Below are 18,916 nucleotides of genomic sequence, written 5' to 3'. Positions count from 1 at the left end.
GAAGGTGCAAGGCCGGCGCGGCGTTCACCCCGGGCCGCGATGCCGCACCCGTCACGCGGGCTCGTCGGATTCGCCCGGATCCCGGTCGACCACACGGCGGGCGAGGCCGTAGGCGAAGCCGGCCCGGGCCAGGGCGGCGAGGTCGCGGTCGCGGTGCGTCGCCCGCTGGTCCGGGCGGCGATACGGTCCCAGGCGTCGCCGCTTGGCGTAGGCCTGGGCGGCCTGCTCCTCGATCGCGTCCGCCTCCCCATCCGGCAGGGCTTCGCGCTCCGCCAGCATGGCGGCCTCCACGACATCGCGCGGGACCCCCTTGGCGGCGAGCTTGGCCGAGACGCCGCGGGTCGAGGTGCCGCGACGCCGCAGGGTGGCGAGGCGGGTGTCGGCGAAGCGCGCGTCGTCCACGAGGCCGGCCGACAGCGCCCGCGCGACGGTCGCCGTCACGAGGTCGGCGAAGCGTTCGGGATCCTCGCCCCGGGCCCGCGCCCGCTTCTGGACGCGGCGCGCGAGCGTCCGGCGCAGCATCTCGGTCGAGGCGCTGTAGCGCTCCAGATAGTGGAGCGCCGCACGCTCCAGCCAGGCCGGGCTCACGGGGCCGGGCGGCTTGATCTCGCGATCGCGACCTTCTGGCGCGGATCCTGCAACGAATGGAGATTTCACCGGTTCTTCACGATCTCGACAGGTTTGCGTTCCATGACTCGGGTATGGAACGCGCGCAACGCGACAGGCTCGGCCATGGCCCGAACCACCGTTCTTCGCCCGGCACTCCGCAGGGCCGATGGCGCCTGCGGCTGCACGGCGCGGCGGCCGTACTGATGCGGCGCGAGTGGCTCCTGGTCCTGGTGGCCCTGGGGCTCGCCGCGGCCGCGGCCGCGATCGTCTACCTGTCGCGCCCGAACACCCTGACGGTGGCGGTCGGCCCCCAGGACGGGCCCGAGGCCGCGCTGATCGAGGCCTATGCCGGCGCCCTCGACCGGGCGCGGGAAGACGTCCGTCTCAAGGTGGTGCGCTACGGCGACGTGCGCGACAGCGCCCTGGCACTCCAGCGCAACAAGGCCGACCTCGCGGTGGTGCGGCCGGACGTGTTCCTGCCCGAGAACGGGCTGACCCTGGCGATCCTGCACGACGAGGCGCTGGTCATCGCGGCGCCGGAGGCGGCCGATCTCGACGACGTGCCGGCCCTGGCGCGCAAGCGGCTCGGCATCGTGGTCCGCCACAGCGCCGACCTGTCGTTCCTCACGAACCTGCTCTCCTTCTACGACCTCGTGCCGGACATCGTGGGCGAGGACGCGCCGGAGGCCGGCCACGCCGCCGAGGCGGAGCCCGGCCACGTGGTCGTGGTGCCGCTGAAGGTCGGCGACGTCACGGCCGCGCTCACCGAGAAGCGGGTCGACGCGGTGGCGGTGATCGCGAGCCCGGCCTCCAAGCCGGCGGCCGCGGTCGTCCGCGCCGTCGAGCTGGGCGCGCCGGACCGCAAGATCGGCTTCGTCTCGATCCCGGACGGCGACGCGATCTTGCAGCGCTTCCCCGAGCTGCAGTCGGTGACGATCCCGGCCGGCACCTTCGGCGGCCGCCCGAAGCGGCCCGACGAGGAGGTCAAGACCGTCGGCGCCTCCTATCGCCTGATGGCCCGCGGCACGGTCAGCCGCGTCGCGGTCGCCTCGGCGACGCAGCACCTGTTCGAGTGGCGCTCGCGGCTCGCCTCGACCGCGCCGGTGGCCAAGCTGATGAAGGCGCCGGACTTCGACACGACGGTGGCGGCGACCTCGGCGCGCCTGCCGAACCACCCCGGCGCCGTCGACTATTTCGAGCGCGAGCAGCAGACCTTCCTCGACCGCTACGAGGACTACATCTACCTGTTCGCCTTCTTCGGCGGCACGATCGGCTCCGGCTTCGCGTGGCTCGGCCAGCGCCTCGCCCGCAAGCGCCGGGAGCGGGTCGATTTCGTCCTCGACCGGCTCCTCGACATCATGCGCGAGGTGCGCGCGGCGACCAGCGCCGCCGAACTCGACGCGATCGCGATCGAGACCGACGGACTGGTGGCGGACGTGGTCTGCTACGCCCGCGAGCGCAGCATCGACGCGCGCACGGTCAGCGCGCTGATCCTGGCGGTCGACGGCGTCCACGCGGCCATCGCCGACGCGCGGCGGCAGACGAGCGAGACCGAGCCGCGGGCGGCGACCCGCAACCGCACGGCGCGGCTGCTCGCCCTCGATCTGCCGGCCGCGGAGTAGCGGCGGGCGCCGCATGGCTGGCGGCTTAGGGATATCATGCTAACGGGAACCATGTTCGATCCCGTCGCCGCCCTCGACACGGTTCTCGAGAACCTCGACCGCGAGGCCCGCGAGCCCACGAAGCTCCGGGCCGCGCTGGTGCCGCAGCTGCGCCGGGTGATCGAGGAGGGCCACCGGGCCGCCGAGGCGCAGCTCCTCGAAGACCGCAACGGGCTGCTGTGCGCGCAGACCCTGTCGAATCTCACCGACGCGGTGGTCCGGGCGATCCACGACGCCGTGGTCTGGCGGCTCTATCCCAACGACAACCCGTCGACCGGCGAGCAGCTCGCGGTGGTCGCCACCGGCGGCTACGGCCGGGGCACGATGGCGCCGGGATCGGACATCGATCTGCTGTTCCTGCTGCCCTACAAGCAGACCGCGTGGTCCGAGAGCGTCGTCGAGGGGATGCTCTACGTCCTGTGGGACCTGAAGCTGAAGGTCGGCCACGCCACCCGCTCGGTCGAGGAGTGCCTGCGCGAGGCGCGGGCCGACATGACGATCCGGACGGCCCTCCTGGAGGCGCGGTACCTGTTCGGCACCCGGGTGCTCTACGAGGAGCTCGTGACGCGCTTCGACGCCGAGCTGGTGGTCGGGTCCGCCGCCGAGTTCGTCGAGGCGAAGCTGCGCGAGCGCGACCTGCGCGTCTCCAAGGCCGGCACCTCGCGCTACCTCGTCGAGCCCAACGTCAAGGACGGCAAGGGCGGCCTGCGCGACCTCAACACGCTGTTCTGGATCGCCAAGTACACCTACCGGGTCCGCGACCAGATCGAGCTCGTCAGCGCCGGCCTGTTCACCCCGGAAGAGTACGCGCTGTTCGAGCGCTGCGAGGAGTTCCTGTGGCGGGTACGCTGCCACATGCACTTCGCCACGAAGCGCGCCGAGGAGCGCCTGTCCTTCGGTCTGCAGCCGCGGATCGCCGAGCGCTTCGGCTACGAGGCCCGGGGCGGCCTCTCCGGCGTCGAGCGCTTCATGAAGGCCTATTTCCGCATCGCCAAGGATGTGGGCGATCTCACCGCCATCGTCTGCGCCGAGCTGGAGGCGCGCCACGCCAAGCGCACGCCGGTTCTCGACCGCTGGATCGGCCGGTTCCGCGACCGGTTCCGGGCGACCGCCATGGAGGCGGAGGATTTCTGGATCGACCACGGCCGGGTGAACCTGCGCGCGGAGGACGCCTTCGAGCGCGACCCGGTCAACCTCATCCGGCTGTTCTGGCTCGCCGACCGGCACAACCTCGCGATCCATCCGGACGCCAAGCGGCTGGCCAACCGGTCCCTGCGCCTCGTCAACCCGTCGCTGCGCGTGGACCCCGAGGCGAACCGGCTGTTCGTCGAGATCCTGACCTCGCGGAACGCGCCGGAGGAGGCGCTGCGCGAGATGAACGAGGCGGGCGTGCTCGGCCGCTTCATCCCGGATTTCGGCCGCATCGTCGCGATGATGCAGTTCAACATGTACCACCACTTCACGGTGGACGAGCACCTGCTGCGCACGGTCGGCGTGCTGGCGGACATCGAATCGGGCCGGGCCCAGGAGACCTACCCGCTGGTCTCGCGCCTCGTGCACTCGATCCACAACCGCACCGCGCTCTACGTCGCGATCCTGTTGCACGACATCGCCAAGGGCCGCCCGGAGGACCACTCGATCGCCGGCGCCGCCATCGCCGAGAAGCTCTGCCCGCGCTTCGGCCTGAACCAGGCCGAGACCGAGACGGTGCGCTGGCTCGTGGAGCACCACCTGCTGATGTCGATGACCGCGCAGAGCCGCGACCTCTCGGATGCCAAGACGATCGAGCGCTTCGCCGCGAGCGTGCAGAGCCTGGAGCGGCTGAAGCTCCTGACCATCCTGACGGTGGCCGACATCACCGCCGTCGGCCCCGGCGTCTGGACCGCCTGGAAGGGCACCCTGGTCCGCACCCTGTACGACGAGACCGAGGTCTACCTCTCGGGCGGCCATTCCGAGATCGCCCGCACCGACCGGGTGCGCCTCGTGCAGATGGGCCTGCGGGAACAGCTGCCCGGCTGGGGCTCGGAGGAGTTCGACGCCTACGCGGCCCGCCACAGCCAGGCCTACTGGCTCAAGGTCGACGGCACGCGCCAGCTCAAGAACGCGATCTTCCTGCGCGACGTCGTGCGCGACGGGCGGACCAGCGCGACCGACGTCGCCCTCGATCCCGTCCGGGGCGTGACAGAGATCACGGTCTACTCGCCGGACCATCCCCGCCTGCTCGCCATCGTCACCGGCGCCTGCGCGGCGGCCGGCAGCAACATCGTCGACGCGCAGATCTTCACCACCACGGACGGGTTCGCCCTCGACACGATCTTCATCTCGCGCGCCTTCGAGCGGGACGACGACGAGCTGCGTCGGACCAAGCGCATCACCGCGGCGATCGAGCGGGCGCTGAAGGGCGAGATCAAGATCGCCGACCTCGTGGCCGACAAGCACCCGCCGACCAGCACCCGTGCCAAGACCTTCCCGGTGCCGCCGGACGTCATCATCGACAACGCCTTGTCGAGCCGGGAGACCGTGGTGGAGATCACCGGCCTCGACCGGCCGGGCCTGCTCTACGAGCTCACCACGGCCTTCAGCCGGCTGTCGCTCAACATCACGTCGGCGCATGTGGCGACGTTCGGCGAGCGCGCCGTGGACGTCTTCTACGTCACCGACCTCACCGGCACGCGGGTGACGCAGCCTGACCGGCAGGCCGCGATCCGGGCCGCCGTGATGGACGTGTTCGCCCACGACGTCGCGACGCTGAAGGCCGAGGGTCTGGAGGCGCTGGTGGCAGCGCCGCCGCCGCGCGAGGCGTGAGCGTACGGGTTGATTTCGCGGCCCCGTGGCCAGATATCAGCGCCGATTCCATCATCCCTCACCGATTCCCGCCCACGACTGAAACGTGATGACGAGCAACGACATGCCCCAGGATGACCAGCGCCAGACCACGGTCGAAGCCGGTGCCGGCGCGGCCCAGGATCCCGCGCCCGCGGGTCAGGGCAGCGAGTCGGCCACCGTCGATCCGGTCGCGGAGGCCCTGGCCCTGCTGACCGCCGAGCGCGACGAGCTCAAGGACCGGACGCTGCGCACCCTCGCCGAGATGGAGAACCTGCGCCGCCGGACGGAGCGCGAGGTCGCCGACGCGCGCGCCTACGCGGTGACCAACTTCGCCCGGGACGTGCTCAACGTCGCCGACAACATCCGCCGCGCCCTCGACAGCGTCCCGGCCGACGCGAAGGCCACGGCCGACGGCGCCCTGAAGGGGCTGATCGACGGGATCGAGCTCACCGAGCGCGACCTCGGCAAGACCCTCGAGCGCCACGGCGTGAAGATCGTCGAGCCGCAGGGCCAGAAATTCGACCCGAACCGCCATCAGGCGATGTTCGAGGTGCCGAACGCGGAGGTTCCGGCCGGCACCGTCGTGCAGGTCGTGCAGGCGGGCTACGTCATCGGCGAGCGCGTGCTACGCCCGGCCCTGGTGGGCGTCGCCAAGGGCGGCCCGAAGGCAGCCGCCAACCCGGCCGACGCCGCCTGAGCTGTCCCGCGGTGCGCCCTACTGGCAGGGCAGCGCCGCGGCGAAATCCGAGATGAACTGCGCGGTCTGGCGGGTCTGGGCCGGCGCGGCCGGATCGCGGGCGACGAGCCCCGCCTCGACGCGGAGGCGGCCGTTGCAGGCGCAGGTCGGCAGCGTTCCCGCGGCCGGCTCGGGCGAGCACGCGTCGTGGTGCGCGCAGGCGAGATCCAGCGCGTCGATCGGCGGGTAGCCGGGCCCGCGGCTGCCGGGGCCGCAGAAATTCCCGTAGATCAGGATGGCGCCGCGCCCGTCGGGCCCGGGCGGCACGATCTCCTGCGCCCGCGCCGGGACGGTGCAGGCCGCGAGCGCGACGGCGAGCAGCATTGTCGTGAGGGAGGTCGAGCTGGGCATGCTCACGGCCGATCCTGTCGGAGAGAATCCGCGGTCCCGCGGGGCTGCACCCGCGCGGTATCCGGCCTCACCGACATCCCTCGGCCGTGGACAGGCTCGCGCGGCCGACAGATTCGCGAAGCCGAATGCAGGGCATTGCGACCCAGCTTGACCGCTCCGTCAAGCTATCGTTCAACGAATATTGCTCAGAATCGGTAATTCACACCGGCCCGAACCACCGCAAAACCGGAGTCCTGTTTGCCGGCACCATAAAACGCGGGAACACTGGCGTTGTAGTACGTGGCGGCGTTCGTTCCGCGGCCGAGATGGAGGTAGAGCGCCTCCACCTTGGCGGAGAGCTTCTCGGTGAAGGCGTACTCGATGCCGCCGCCGGCCGCGTATCCGGTCCGGTCGGTCGACGGCAGGGTGTAGGGGTAGGCGCCCGCGTCCGTCGCGCGCGCCCCGCCGCCGTAAGCGAAACCGCCGGTCCCGTAGACGAGGACCCGGTCGAACGCGTAGCCGAGCCGGGCGCGGACCGTGCCGAAATAGTCGAGGCTCGGTCGGACGCTGTAGTACGGCGTGGTGCCGAGATAGGCGGCGTCCGCCTTGGCGAAGGCCGCGCCCTGGATGTCGGCCTCGACGCCGACGACGACGCCGGAGCCCGGCGTGAACTGGTAATTGTAGCCGATCTGGCCGCCGCCGGCGAAGCCGCCTGACCGGCCGCCGCCCGTGACGGCGCCGTAGGTCGGGTCGGTGAAGCCGCCGCTCCCGGTCGGGAACGCGTATCCCGCATTCACGCCGGCATAGAAGCCCGTCCAGGTGAAGACCGGGAGCGACGGCAGTGGCGGCGGCGGCGCGCGGCGGGGCAGGTCGGCCGCCTGGGCGGCGAGGGCCAGGCAGCCGCATGCGGCGCCCGCGAGGGCTGCGGAGGTTCGTGCGTTCATGGAAATCTCGTTCGGCGCGCGGCGGAGCCGCGGGATCAGAGGGCCAGGAGGAGCAGCCCGACGACGGTCACGGACAGGATCAGGCAGAGAGCGAGATCGAGAATGGCCGCTCCACCGCAGGTCGGCGCGGTTCGTGCGCGGTCGATACCGGACAGGGCGATCACGAGCGGACCTCGCGGTTCTCTTCCGTGCGTGCCGCGACCCTCACGGTTCTCGCGGCGCGTCGGGGCCCGACGGCGCCCGAGGGTGCCGCCGCCCCGCCTGAGGGGGTGGCGGGAGCGGCGGCCTGCGGCGCCCTCGGTGAACCGGCGCGGTGGACCGTTTCCGCGACGGCGACCCCGAGGACGGGCAGCGTGAGCGCGGCGACGACGCAGACGAGGCGTCGGAGCCGCGGAAGGGGATCACTCAGGCTTGCCCGTCGCGCCTGGGCGGCGGGAAGCGTGAGCGGCGGCAGGGGCCTCGCCACGAGCGTTCGCGTATCAATCGTCATCGGCCGGCCCCGCATTTCGTGGGAAATTTGACCACGAAGCCGTTTTACGTGTGCAAAAATCCCACGTCAACGCGAAATCGAGGGACGAGCGTGCGCCTTCGCACGCGGTGGGATTGTGTCCCACAGCATGAGCCGTCACGATGCGGCCATGTCTGACACTGCCGATACCCCGCGGGAGGGCGCCAGCCTGCACGCGCCGCTGGCGCGGCTGCTGCGCCCCCTCGTGCGCCTGCTCGTCGCCCGCGGCATCACCTTCCCGGCGCTCACCGACCTGCTGCGCGAGCTCTACGTGAACGTCGCCGAGTACGACTTCGCCCTCGCCGGCAAGGAGCAGACAGACAGCCGCGTCTCCCTGCTCACCGGCATCCACCGCAAGGAGGTCCGGCGCCTGCGGGGCGCCGGTGCTCCGGTCAGCGCCGTCCCGGCGGTCGTCTCCCGCACCAGCCGGATCATCGCCCGCTGGATCGCCGACCCGGCCTTCACCGACGCGCAGGGCCAGCCCCTGAGACTTCCGCGGACGGCCGAGGGCGGCGCATCCTCGTTCGAGTCGCTGGTCGCGGGCGTGACGCGGGACCTGCGGCCGCGCGCCGTCCTCGACGAGTGGCTCGATCGCGGGCTGGCCTTCACGGATCCGCAGGACCGGATCGTGCTGGCCGAGGCCGCCTACGTACCGAGGGGCGACGGCGCCGAGGGGCCCCAGCTCTACTATTTCGGCCGCAACCTGCACGACCATATCGCGGCCGCCGTCGCCAACATCTTCGGAGACGCGCCGCGCTTCCTCGAGCGGGCGGTCCACTACGACGGGCTCTCCAAGGACCTCGCGACCCGGCTCGAGGCGCGCGCCCGCGAGATCGCCATGGAGGCGCTGCAGCAGGCCAACCGGGAAGCGCACGCCGCCTGCCAGACCGATCCCGGCGGCACGCATCGCTGGAACTTCGGCCTGTACGTCTACACCGAAGCGGCGCCGCCGGCGCGGCGAGCGGACGAGCGGTGAGAGGCCGGCCGGTGCGTGCCACGCTCAACCGCCGGTTCGTCCTGCGCCTGCTCGCGGGCGCCGCGACCGTGCTGCCCGGCACCGTCCGGTCGCAGGAATCCCCGCGCGATCAGGGCATCGGCGGGACCGGCATGATGCGGACCGACGCGCCGAAGAGCGGGCCCCTCGGCGAGGGCGACCGCGGCATCGGCGGCACCGGCGTGATCGGTACGATCCGACGCTTCGGCTCGATCGTCGTCAACGACCTGCGCATCGCCTATCCGCCCGAGGTGGAGGTGCATATCGACGGCACGGCCGCGAAGGCCGCCGACCTGAAGATCGGTCAGGTCGTCCACGTGGTGGCGCGGCCCGAGGGCGGCGGACTCGCCACCGGACGGATCGACGTCACGAGCGAGGTGGTCGGGCCGGTGGAATCGGTCGCGCCGGGGCGGCTCGTGGTGCTCGGCCAGAGGGTCTCGACCACGGGTCTCGGCGGCGCGTGGCGGCCGGGCGCGCGGGTCGCGGTGAGCGGGCTGCGCCGGCCCGACGGCGTGATCGTGGCGAGCCTGATCGAGCCGCGGGACACCGGTCCCGACCGCGTCGCCGGGCCGGTGCGGCGGGTCGCGGGCGGCCTCGGGATCGGCGGCCTCCGCCTCGCGGGCGCCGACGCCCTGCCGCCGGGCCGGCGCGCCCTGGTGACGGGCCGTGCGGCGAACGGCGTGCTCACCGTGACCAACGCCGCGCAAGTCGGCCTGCCCTTCCCGCCGGGTCTGAAACAGGTCTCGATCGAGGCCTATATCGGCCGGGATAGCGGCAGGCTCGACGTCGGCGCGGGCTACGCCGTCGCGGGTCGTCCGGGCGCGCAGGTTCCGCGCACCGGGAGCGTGCGGGCGGTGCTGACCGCGGCGATCGCGCGGGACGGGGACCTGACGGTGGAGCGGCTGCGGATCGAGGACCGCATCGCGCCCGAGCCGCAGCGGCCGGACGCCCCGCGGTTCGAGCGGGAGCGCGACCGGCTCGACCTCCGCAACCTCCCCGACGAGGCGCCCGGCCGCTTCGGCGCCGAGCCCGGAGGCCGCCAGGGCGGCCTGGGCGGCATCGGCGAACCGCGCGGCCCCGCGATCGACACTCGGCCGGGGGGCGCGGTCGTCCCCGGATCGGAGGGCACCGGCGGATTCGGAGCGCCGCGCGGCGGCTTCGGCGGCACGCCGCCGGCAGGCCCCGGGGCGTTCCCGGGCGGCCCCGGGGGCTTCGGCGGCTCGCCCGGGGGCCCCGGCCCGGGCCCGGGCGGAGGCGGCTTCGGCGGCGGTGGTTTCGGCGGCGGCGGTTTCGGCGGGCCTGGCGGTCCTGGCGGCGGCCGGCGCTAGAGCCGCGCCCGGTCGGGACGACAATGTAGCCGGGCCCGTGCCGGGCGAGGCGCGGGTCCCCCCTGCGGGAGAGGGGTGTGGGGCGGCTGTCTCGACCGGATCGGCCTTCGTCCCGCACCGTCGCAACGCTTCGGAGGCGGCTCTAGAGCAGACCGCGCGGGACGGAGGGACTTCAGCCCTCCGCCTCCCGGTCGAGCAGCGCGCGCTTGCGCGCGACGCCCCAGCGATAGCCCGACAGGGCGCCGTCCGAGCGGACGACACGGTGGCAGGGGATGGCCACCGCGACGGGGTTCGCCCCGCAGGCCTGCGCGACCGCGCGCGTCGCCGTCGGCAGGCCGATCGCCCGGGCGATCTCCGCGTAGGTCGCGGTGGATCCCACCGGGATCTTGCGCAGCGCCGTCCAGACCCGCTGCTGGAACGCCGTGCCGCGGATGTCGAGGGGCAGGTCGAGGCCGGTGCCCGGCGCCTCCACGAGCCCGATGACCCGCGCCATCCAGCCCTCGAAGGCCGGGTCGCCGCCCTCGATCTCCGCGGCGGGGAAGCGGTCCTGGAGATCGTGCAGGAGCGGCTCGGGCGCGTCCCCGAGGAGGATCGCGCAGACGCCCGCCTCGGTGGCGGCGACGAGGATCGCGCCGAGGCTGCAGGCGCCGATGCCGAACCGGATGCGCAGGCCCGCGCCGCCCGTCCGGTAGGCGGCGGGCGCCATGCCGAGGCGCGGCGCGCCCGCCGCGTAGAACCGGCTCGCGGCAGCGTAGCCGGCCTCATACAGCGCCTCCGTCACCGAAGCGGCCCCGGGCAGCCGCCGCGCCACGGCGGCGGCACGGTGGGCTGACGCGTAGGCTCTGGGGGTCACGCCGGTGGCGTCCTTGAACACCCGGTGGAAGTGGTAGGCGCTCAGGCCGGCGGCGCGGGCGAGCGCGGCGAGGGACGGAACCGTCTCCGCCGTCTCGATCAGGCGGCAGGCGCGGGCGACCGCCTCGGCCCGGCGCTCGGCGAGGGCGGGCTCGTCCGGGCGGCAGCGGCGGCACGGCCGGAAGCCGGCAGCCTCGGCCTCGGCGCAGGTCCGGTGGAAGCTGACATTCTCGGGCCGCGCCGCGCGCGCGCCGCAGCTCGGGCGGCAGTACACGCCCGTGGTGCGGACCGCGTACACGAAGGTGCCGTCGGCCCGCGGGTCGCGGGCGGCGAGGGCGGCCCAGCGCTCGGCATCGCCGGGGTCTGTGGCGGGAACGGGGCTCATGGCGGCCGCACTATGCGGCTTGGCGCGGGCGTTGAGGAGGGGCATGACGGGGCCTGCCGGGTGGTGGATGACGCGTGCGGCACTCTGTCGGTCCGCCGCCGCTCCGGCATCCCGCGCCTTGCGGCCGAATTCGACATCCGGCGGCCGCCGGAACGGGCGACCCGCCTCACGAGTGCGCCATGGCTTCGAGCACGCCCGATCACATCCATGTCGGCCAGGACGGCTGGCTGTTCCTGAAAACGGGAACGAACGACGTGCTCGGCCAGTATGAGCGGCCGGAGGAGACGACCGAGCTGATCTGGCAGTGGCGCAGCCTCGTGACGACGCGGGAGCGGCGCCTGCGCGCCCAGGGGATCCTGTACCGCCACGTCGTCGCCCCGGAGAAGCTGATGATCTACGATCACCGGCTCGACGGGCTCACCATCCGGCCGAGCGCGTCGCCGGCCTACCGCCTCCTCCACAGCGAGCCGCCGGCGGGCCGCTTCCCGGGTCCGGTCGGGCTGTACGCGGCCTGGCGCCGGCGGAAGCGCTGGCGGCAGACCTGCGTCGATCTGGTGACGCCGATGCGGGCGCAGCGCGACGCGGCCGACCTCTACTGCCGGACCGACACCCACTGGTCCGCCGACGGCTGCTATCTCGCCTACGCGGAGATCTGCCGGGCGCTGGGCGCCGAGCCGCGGCAGGACCTGCGGGACCGGCCGTCCTTCGAGACCGACCACGACGGCGATCTGGGGAGCGCCTTCGATCCACCCCGGCGGGCGCGCTCGCGCACCGTCCTGATGCAGCAGGACGCGGTCCGGACCTACGGCAGCCCGATCGTCGAGGCCCGGGAGAAGGCCGGCCTGCTGCACACGCTGCATGTCGGCGCGCACGTGATCTACGGGAACACCGAGGCCACCGACCCGCGCCGGCTGGTCTTGTTCGGCGATTCCTTCTCGCACGTCATGCCGTACATGCTGACGATCATGCTGGCCGAGACGTTCCGCGAGGTGCACTTCGTCTGGAGCACCTCGCTGGACTGGCCGTATATCGAGCGCGTCCGGCCCGACATCGTGCTGACCGAGGTGGCCGAGCGCTTCATGGTGCAGCTGCCCGACGACACCTTCTCGGTGGAGCGCTACGCGCAGGACCGCTTCGGGGCCGAACTCGCGGCCGCGGGCGCCTGACGGGCGAGCCCAGAACTCCGGAGGGCGAACACGCCGCCTCCCGACTTCGCCATTCCGGGATTGCCGAGCGGGATCCGGAGCGCGAGCGGGCGCCCGGCATGGCTGCGACCGGAACTGTCCGTTCCCGGCTCGCCGGCCGTACCCCTCACGCCTGCAGCTTGGCCACCAGCGCGTCCGACAGGGCGAAGTTCACGTAGACGTTCTGGACGTCGTCCTGATCCTCGATCACCTCGACGAGGCGGATGAGCTTCTCGCCGGTCTCGTCGTCGACATTGATGGTGTTCTGCGCCTTCCAGATCAGGCCCGTGCGCGCGGGCTCGCCGAAGCGCGCCTCGAGGGCCTTGGTGACCTCGCCGTAGGAATCCTGGGCGCAGATGACCTCGTGTCCGTCCTCGCCGGAGCTGACGTCGTCGGCGCCGGCCTCGATCGCCGCCTCCAGCATCGTGTCGGCGTCGGCCACGGAGGCCGGGTAGGCGATCACGCCGACGCGGTCGAACATGAAGGCGACGGCCCCGGTCTCGGCGAGGCTGCCGCCGGACTTGGTGAAGGCCGAGCGCACGTCCGAGGCGGTGCGGTTGCGGTTGTCGGTCTGTGCCTCGACGATCAGCGCGGCGCCGCCGGGCCCGTAGCCCTCGTAGCGGATGTCCTCATAGTTCTCGCCGTCGGCGCCGGCGGCCTTCTTGATGGCGCGCTCGATATTGTCCTTGGGCATGTTCTCGGCGCGGGCCGCCAGGATCGCGGCGCGCAGGCGCGGGTTCATCGCCGGGTCGGGCGTGCCGAGCTTGGCCGCCACCGTGATCTCGCGGGCGAGCTTGCCGAACACCTTCGAGCGGACCGCGTCCACCCGGCCCTTCCGGTGCATGATGTTCTTGAACTGCGAATGGCCTGCCATGACGGTTCGGACTTTTGTTCGTTGGCGCGGGCGGGCGTGCGGGACCCCGCCGTCGCGGCTGTGAGGTCGCGCCGTATATAGGCCGCCGCCTTCGGACGAAGCAACGCGGCCGCTGCCGGTCGGCGCGACACGGGCCGACACGGCCCCGCGGGCTTCGCAATCCCGTGACCGCGGAAAAAGTCGCCGTCTCGGGCGTTGGCGCTGGACTTCACGCGCAGCTGGGAACCCGATGTCGAGCCGGAACGGACGCAGCACGGTCATGGTCACGGGCGCGAGCGCCGGCGTCGGCCGGGCTGTCGCCCACGAATTCGCTCGGCACGGCTGGAACGTGGGGCTGATCGCGCGCGGCCCGGCGGGGCTGAGGGGCACGATCCGCGATGTCGAGCGGGCCGGCGGCCGGGCCCTGGCCTTTGCGGCCGACGTCGCCGACGCGGAGGCCGTCGCCCAGGCCGCCGACGCGCTAGCCGAGGCGTTCGGCGGCATCGACGTCTGGGTCAACAACGCGATGGTGACGGTCTACGCGCCCGTTCAGGAGACGAGCCCGGACGAGTTCCACCGCGCCACCGCGGTGACCTATCTGGGGCAGGTGCACGGCACGCTGGCGGCCCTCCGCCACATGGTCCCGCGCGACCGGGGCACGATCGTGCATGTCGGCTCGGCGCTCGCCTACCGGTCGATCCCGCTCCAGGCGAGCTACTGCGCCGCCAAGGCCGCCGTGCGGGGCTTCGTCGATTCCCTGCGCAGCGAGTTGCTCCACGACCGCAGCCGAGTCCGCCTGACGATGGTACAGCTTCCGGCCGTGAACACGCCGCAATTCGACTGGGCGCGCTCGCGGCTGCCACGCAAGCTCGAGCCGGTGCCGCCGATCTACCAGCCGGAGGCCATCGCCCGGCACGTCTTCCGGGCGGCGCACGACGCGCCCCGGGAAATGTGGATCGGGGCCTCGGCCTGGAAGGCGATCATCGGAAACATGCTGATCCCGGGCTGGATCGACGGCTACCTCGCCCGGCACGGCTATCGCGGAGAGATGACCGGCGTGCAGGCGCAGAAAAACCGACCCGACAACCTCTACGACCCGGTGGACACCGATCCCGGCGCCCACGGCCGCTTCGACTCCCGCGCGACCAGCGACGTCGCGGCGGCCGACCCGCGCTGGCTCAAGTTCGGGATCGCGGCCGCGCTCGGCCTCGTGGCCGGGACGATGCTGTTCGCCACCGAGGCGCACGGGCGGGCGGACGCCCGCGCCGATCGCCGGCCGGGCCGACGCTAGGACACGGGCCAACGCGGGTTTCAAGGAGGATCCGATGCCGGGCACGAACCGTCGCGATCTGGTGCGGGCCGCGCTCGCCGGAGGGGCCGTCCTGGGTCTCGGCGGCCGCGCCCGCGCCACCGCACCCTTCGGCGGAGCGCAGGCGCCGGGCTTCTACCGGACACGTATCGGCAGCTGCGAGGTCACGATCCTCAACGACGGGGCGCGCAGCTTCCCGATGCCGGACCGCTTCGTGCGCAACGTTCCCCGGGACGAGGCGCTCGGCGCCGCGCGGGCGGCCTACATGCCCCCCGGCCAGGTGACGGTGCCGTTCAACCCGACGCTGATCAACACGGGCGCGAAGCTCGTCCTGATCGATACCGGCAACGGCCCGGTGCCGGGCGCGCCCGTCGGCCGCCTCGCGGCGAACCTCGCGGCGGCCGGGATCAGGCCCGAGGACATCGACCTCGTCCTGCTCTCGCACCTCCATCCCGACCACACGAACGGCCTCAAGCGGGCGGACGGGTCCCTCGCCTTCGCGAACGCCGAGATCCGGGCCGCCGCACCCGACTGGGCGTTCTGGATGAGCGACGCCAACATGGCCCGCGCCGCCGACCCGGTGACGCAGGGCTACTTCGCCAACACCCGCCGGGTGCTCGGCGACCTGAAGGACCGGATCGGCACCTTCGCGTGGGACGAGGAGATCGTGACCGGGATCACCGCCCTCGCCGCCCCCGGCCACACGCCGGGGCACACGGCCTTCGCGGTCGCCTCGGGCGCGGACCGTCTGCTGATTCAGTCCGACGTGACCAACATCCCGGCCTTCTTCCTGCAGCACCCGGACTGGCACGTGATGTACGATCACGACGCCGATCAGGCGCAGGCGACGCGCCACCGCTTCTACGACATGGCCGCGTCCGAGAGGGCCCTCGTGGTCGGCTACCACTTCCCTTTCCCGTCGCTCGGCCACGTGGAACGGGACGGACCGGGCTACCGGCTCGTGCCCATCGCCTGGACCGGCGTGCTCTGACCGTCCTGGGATTCGTGCCACCGGATCAGGGAGGCCAGATCCACGACCCCGCCCGGCCATTCGACGCCCGCGAGGTGCCGGTGCGGCCGGTCCGGCTCGCCGAGATCCGAGACGGCCGAGAAGGCGCCGTCGAGCCGGTGGCTCTCGGTGTAGCGGCTCCGGGTCGCCAGCACCGGCAGCCCGGCGGCTCGGGCCGAGCTGATGCCGGCGGCCGAATCCTCGAAGGCCACCGCCTCGGAGGCCGGAATCTCCAGGCCGGCGAGCGCCAGCAGGAACACGTCGGGGGCGGGCTTCTTGCGGCTCGCCTCGTCGCCGGCCGCGATCACGTCGAAGGGCGCGGCGTCCGGCGGGAAATTGGCGGCGAGGAGCCGGTCGACGTTCGGGCGGCTCGTCGTGGTGGCCACCGCGAGCCGGATTCCCGCGGCCCGGGCCTCGGCGATCAGCCGGGCGATCCCGGGGCGCAGCGGCAGGCCGTTCCGCGCGACGAGGTCGCCGTAGGCGCGCGTCTTGATGGCGTGGATCTCTGGCGCGCGGGCGTGGAGCGCGGCGGCTTCCGCCGGGTGCTCGGTGTCGATGTAGTGGCCGAGCCGCTCCTTCCCGCCCATGACGGCCAGCAGGTCGGCGTAGAGCGCCTCGTCCCACCGCCAGGGCAGGCCGAGCTCCGCGAAGGCGCGGTTGAACGCCTGCCGGTGCAGGTCCTCGGTCTCGGCGAGGGTCCCGTCGACGTCGAAGATCAGCGCCCTCAGCACGACAGGTCGCGACCGGAGGCGCCCTCCGCGCCCTCGCGGATCGCCGCGATTCGCTCGGCGTAGGCGCCCGGGCCGCCGCTGAAGACCGCGTTGCCGGCCACGAACGTGTCGGCGCCGGCGCGGCTCGCGACCTTGACCGTCTCGGGGTCGATCCCGCCGTCGACCTGGATGCGTATGTCCCGGCCCGCCACCATGGCGCGCACCCGCGCCACCGATTCCATGGCGCCCTTGATGAAGCTCTGGCCGCCGAAGCCGGGATTGACGGTCATCACCAGCACGAGATCCACGAGGTCGAGCACCGGCTCGACCATGGCGGCCGGCGTGCCCGGGTTGATCGCCACGCCGGCGCGCTTGCCGAGGTCGCGGATGGTCTGGAGCGAGCGGTGGATGTGCGGCCCGGCCTCGGCGTGGACCGTGATGCCGTCGGCCCCCGCCTGCGCGAAGGCCGCGAGGTACGGATCGGCCGGCGCGATCATCAGGTGCACGTCGAAGTACTTCTGCGTGTGCGGTCGGAGCGCTTTCACCACCGGCGGCCCGAAGGTGATGTTGGGCACGAAATGCCCGTCCATCACGTCGAGATGGATCCAGTCGGCCCCGGCCGCGTCCACGGCGCGGGTCTCTTCGGCCAGCTTCGAGAAGTCGGCGGACAGGATCGACGGGGCGATGACGGGTGCGAGCATGGGAGGCTTTCGGGATCGGCTCAGGCCAGCCGGCGGCGGCGCTCGACGAGCTGCATGATCATCGGCGTCAGGATCAGCTGCATCGCCAGGTCGAGCTTGCCGCCGGGGATCACGATGGAGTTGGCCCGGCTCATGAAACTGTCGTGAATCATGGAGACGAGATACGAGAAGTCGATCCCCTTCGGGTCCTTGAAGCGGATCACGACCATCGACTCGTCGGCGGTGGGGATCCAGCGGGCGATGAACGGGTTCGACGTGTCGACCGTCGGCACCCGCTGGAAGTTGATGTCGGTGAACGAGAATTGCGGGCAGATGGTCTGCACGTAGTCGGGCATGCGCCGCAGGATCACGTCGGTCACCGCCTCGGTGGAGTAGCCGCGGAACGAGCGGTCCCGGTGCAGCTTCTGGATCCATTCGAGGTTGATCACCGGCACGACGCCGATCTTCAGGTCGGCGTAGCGGGCGATGTCGACGTCCGGGTCGGCCACGCAGCCGTGCAGGCCCTCGTAGAACAGGAGGTCGGAATCGGGCGGGAACGTCTCCCAGTCCGAGAAGCTGCCCTCCGGGATGCCGTAGGCCTGCGCGTCGTGCTGGTCGTGGGCGTAGTGACGGGTCCGGCCCGTCCCGGACTCGGCGTAGCTGCGGAACACCGCCTCCAGCTCCGGCAGGAGGTTGGCCCGCGGCGCGAAGTGGGACAGCGTCGGCTCGTTCGCCATCATCGCCCGCATCGTGTCGCGGTCGAAGGCGTGGAAGCCGTCACCCTCGATGAAGACCGCCCGCACGTCCTCGCGGCGGAAGATCTGCTCGAAGGTGTTGCGCACCGAGGTGGTCCCGGCCCCGGAGGAGCCGGTCACCGAGATGATGGGGTGCCGCGCCGACATGCCTTTACGACTTCACGGTGCGGCTATGACCGCATCAGGCCGCGCTGGCCGAAGAGCGGCGAGCGGCCGGCATCGGGCTTGCCGCCGGCATAGTAGGTGGCGACGCACGCCACTTCCTCGGTGGAGCCGCAGACCAGCGGCGCCCGCTCGTGGATCCCGGTGGCCACGAGGTCGAGGATCCGCGTCTGGCCGTCGGTCGCCGCGCCGCCGGCCTGCTCGACCAGCATGGCCACGGGCGCGACCTCGTAGAGCAGCCGCAGGCGGCCGCGGGCGTAGTTCTTCCGGGCGTCGCCCGGGTAGAGGAACACGCCGCCGCGGGTCAGCACGCGCTGGATGTCGGCCACCAGCGAGGCGAGCCAGCGCATGTTGTAGTCCTTGTCGCGCGGCCCCTCGGTGCCGCGCTGGCAATCCTCGATATAGGCCTTCACCGGCGCGTCCCAGTGCCGGGCGTTGGAGGCGTTGATGGCGAATTCCTTGGTGGAGGCCGGCACCGACATCGCCGGGCTCGTCAGCTTGAACCGGCCCTCGGCGCGGTCGAGCACGTAGGACTGGGTGCCGTCACCGAGCGTCAGGATCAGCGCCGTGGCCGGGCCGTAGGTGACGAAGCCCGCGGCGATCTGCGTCGAGCCGGGGGTGGTGAACGAGGCCAGCGGGTTCGCCGGATCCTTGATCGATGGCCTGATGCCGAAGATCATGCCGACGGCCATGTTCACGCCGATGTTGGAGGAGCCGTCGAGGGGGTCGATGGCGACGGCGAGCGGGGCGTCCAGGTTCAGACGCATCACCTCCTCGGCCTCCTCGGAGGCGACCTCGGCGACCGGGGCGCCCCGCAGCGCCGCGGTCACGCTCTCGTGAGCGATGACGTCGAGGGCCTTCTGGACGTCGCCGTCGCTGTTGTGATCGCCGGCCGCCGCGAGGTCGCCACCGAGCGCGCCGCGCCCGATCCGCTCGCTGATCTCCACCGCCGACCGCGCCACGGCCGCGACCACTGCGGCGGCGTCCTTCAGCGCCGGATTGGCGTCCACGGCCTGCACCAGGCAGGTCTCGAGGGGCGTCCCGATCGCCGCTGATATTGCCATCGGCCTACTCCTCCTGC

18 protein-coding genes are annotated in these 18,916 nt (G+C 72.4%); 8 read left to right on the top strand and 10 right to left on the bottom strand.

Annotated elements, in window-relative coordinates; all coding sequences use genetic code 11:
• Positions 1-51 precede the first annotated feature (51 nt).
• Positions 52-588 carry a regulatory protein RecX gene (locus ACLBYG_RS12715; RefSeq protein WP_447681683.1) on the bottom strand — a complete coding sequence of 179 codons (537 nt, stop codon included), beginning with the start codon at positions 586-588 and terminating at the stop codon, positions 52-54.
• Positions 589-812: 224 nt separating this feature from the next.
• Here ACLBYG_RS12715 and ACLBYG_RS12710 point away from each other — a divergent pair, with 224 nt between their 5' ends.
• The 3 genes from ACLBYG_RS12710 (at position 813) to grpE (ending at position 5,793) form a co-directional block, all read left to right on the top strand.
• On the top strand, positions 813-2,231 hold the full coding sequence (locus tag ACLBYG_RS12710; RefSeq protein WP_020092536.1) for a TAXI family TRAP transporter solute-binding subunit: 1,419 nt from the start codon (positions 813-815) through the stop codon (positions 2,229-2,231).
• Positions 2,232-2,282: 51 nt separating this feature from the next.
• A complete protein-coding gene (locus ACLBYG_RS12705; RefSeq protein ID WP_020092537.1) occupies positions 2,283-5,075 on the top strand; it encodes a [protein-PII] uridylyltransferase in 2,793 nt (930 codons plus the stop codon).
• Between the two features lie 103 nt (positions 5,076-5,178).
• Positions 5,179-5,793, top strand: a complete 615-nt coding sequence (gene grpE / locus ACLBYG_RS12700) for a nucleotide exchange factor GrpE (protein ID WP_026604829.1) — start codon at positions 5,179-5,181, stop codon at positions 5,791-5,793.
• Between the two features lie 18 nt (positions 5,794-5,811).
• On the opposite strand, the gene ACLBYG_RS12695 is transcribed toward grpE, so the two are convergent.
• From ACLBYG_RS12695 to ACLBYG_RS12685, 3 genes are all read right to left on the bottom strand, one after another.
• Positions 5,812-6,183, bottom strand: coding sequence for a hypothetical protein (locus ACLBYG_RS12695; protein WP_056526870.1), 372 nt, complete (start codon positions 6,181-6,183; stop codon positions 5,812-5,814).
• A gap of 185 nt (positions 6,184-6,368) precedes the next feature.
• Complete coding sequence (locus ACLBYG_RS12690) at positions 6,369-7,106, bottom strand: outer membrane protein (RefSeq protein ID WP_447681682.1); 738 nt, start codon at positions 7,104-7,106, stop codon at positions 6,369-6,371.
• A gap of 35 nt (positions 7,107-7,141) precedes the next feature.
• Positions 7,142-7,270, bottom strand: a complete 129-nt coding sequence (locus ACLBYG_RS12685) for a hypothetical protein (RefSeq protein ID WP_020092541.1) — start codon at positions 7,268-7,270, stop codon at positions 7,142-7,144.
• A gap of 474 nt (positions 7,271-7,744) precedes the next feature.
• Here ACLBYG_RS12685 and ACLBYG_RS12680 point away from each other — a divergent pair, with 474 nt between their 5' ends.
• On the top strand, positions 7,745-8,590 hold the full coding sequence (locus tag ACLBYG_RS12680) for a DUF6502 family protein (protein ID WP_447681681.1): 846 nt from the start codon (positions 7,745-7,747) through the stop codon (positions 8,588-8,590).
• A gap of 11 nt (positions 8,591-8,601) precedes the next feature.
• Positions 8,602-9,936: a DUF5666 domain-containing protein gene (locus tag ACLBYG_RS12675; protein ID WP_447681680.1), complete on the top strand. Its 1,335-nt coding sequence runs from the start codon at positions 8,602-8,604 to the stop codon at positions 9,934-9,936.
• A 172-nt stretch (positions 9,937-10,108) separates the two neighbouring features.
• Here ACLBYG_RS12675 and ada read toward each other — a convergent pair whose 3' ends face one another.
• Positions 10,109-11,173 (bottom strand): bifunctional DNA-binding transcriptional regulator/O6-methylguanine-DNA methyltransferase Ada, encoded by a 1,065-nt coding sequence (gene ada, locus ACLBYG_RS12670; protein ID WP_447681701.1) that lies wholly within the window; start codon positions 11,171-11,173, stop codon positions 10,109-10,111.
• Positions 11,174-11,352: 179 nt separating this feature from the next.
• Between ada and ACLBYG_RS12665 the strand changes: the two genes are divergently transcribed.
• Entirely contained in the window at positions 11,353-12,339 is a 987-nt protein-coding gene (locus ACLBYG_RS12665; protein ID WP_447681679.1) for an alginate O-acetyltransferase AlgX-related protein, read from the top strand.
• Between the two features lie 145 nt (positions 12,340-12,484).
• Here the strand turns inward: ACLBYG_RS12665 and ACLBYG_RS12660 are convergent, their stop codons facing one another.
• Positions 12,485-13,231, bottom strand: coding sequence for a YebC/PmpR family DNA-binding transcriptional regulator (locus ACLBYG_RS12660; protein ID WP_056526849.1), 747 nt, complete (start codon positions 13,229-13,231; stop codon positions 12,485-12,487).
• A 229-nt stretch (positions 13,232-13,460) separates the two neighbouring features.
• On the opposite strand from ACLBYG_RS12660, the gene ACLBYG_RS12655 reads away from it, so the two are divergent.
• Positions 13,461-14,501 carry an SDR family oxidoreductase gene (locus tag ACLBYG_RS12655; protein ID WP_091679417.1) on the top strand — a complete coding sequence of 347 codons (1,041 nt, stop codon included), beginning with the start codon at positions 13,461-13,463 and terminating at the stop codon, positions 14,499-14,501.
• Positions 14,502-14,535: 34 nt separating this feature from the next.
• Entirely contained in the window at positions 14,536-15,510 is a 975-nt protein-coding gene (locus tag ACLBYG_RS12650) for an MBL fold metallo-hydrolase (protein ID WP_447681678.1), read from the top strand.
• Here ACLBYG_RS12650 and ACLBYG_RS12645 read toward each other — a convergent pair.
• The 4 genes from ACLBYG_RS12645 to ACLBYG_RS12630 are packed head-to-tail and all read right to left on the bottom strand — an operon-like array spanning position 15,471 to position 18,899.
• Positions 15,471-16,259: an HAD-IA family hydrolase gene (locus tag ACLBYG_RS12645; RefSeq protein ID WP_447681677.1), complete on the bottom strand. Its 789-nt coding sequence runs from the start codon at positions 16,257-16,259 to the stop codon at positions 15,471-15,473. The genes ACLBYG_RS12650 and ACLBYG_RS12645 overlap by 40 nt on opposite strands.
• Positions 16,253-16,939: a ribulose-phosphate 3-epimerase gene (rpe, locus tag ACLBYG_RS12640; protein ID WP_091926234.1), complete on the bottom strand. Its 687-nt coding sequence runs from the start codon at positions 16,937-16,939 to the stop codon at positions 16,253-16,255. The genes ACLBYG_RS12645 and rpe overlap by 7 nt, the downstream gene beginning before the upstream one ends.
• Positions 16,940-16,959: 20 nt before the next feature.
• Positions 16,960-17,820, bottom strand: coding sequence for a phosphoribulokinase (locus ACLBYG_RS12635; protein ID WP_091926233.1), 861 nt, complete (start codon positions 17,818-17,820; stop codon positions 16,960-16,962).
• Between the two features lie 23 nt (positions 17,821-17,843).
• The gene (locus ACLBYG_RS12630; RefSeq protein WP_447681676.1) at positions 17,844-18,899 is read right to left on the bottom strand and encodes a class 1 fructose-bisphosphatase; all 1,056 of its coding nucleotides are present in this window, start codon (positions 18,897-18,899) and stop codon (positions 17,844-17,846) included.
• Between the last annotated feature and the right edge of the window lie 17 nt (positions 18,900-18,916).

Source organism: Methylobacterium sp. D53M (assembly GCF_053345625.1).
This window is presented reverse-complemented; position numbering and strand designations above follow the sequence as displayed.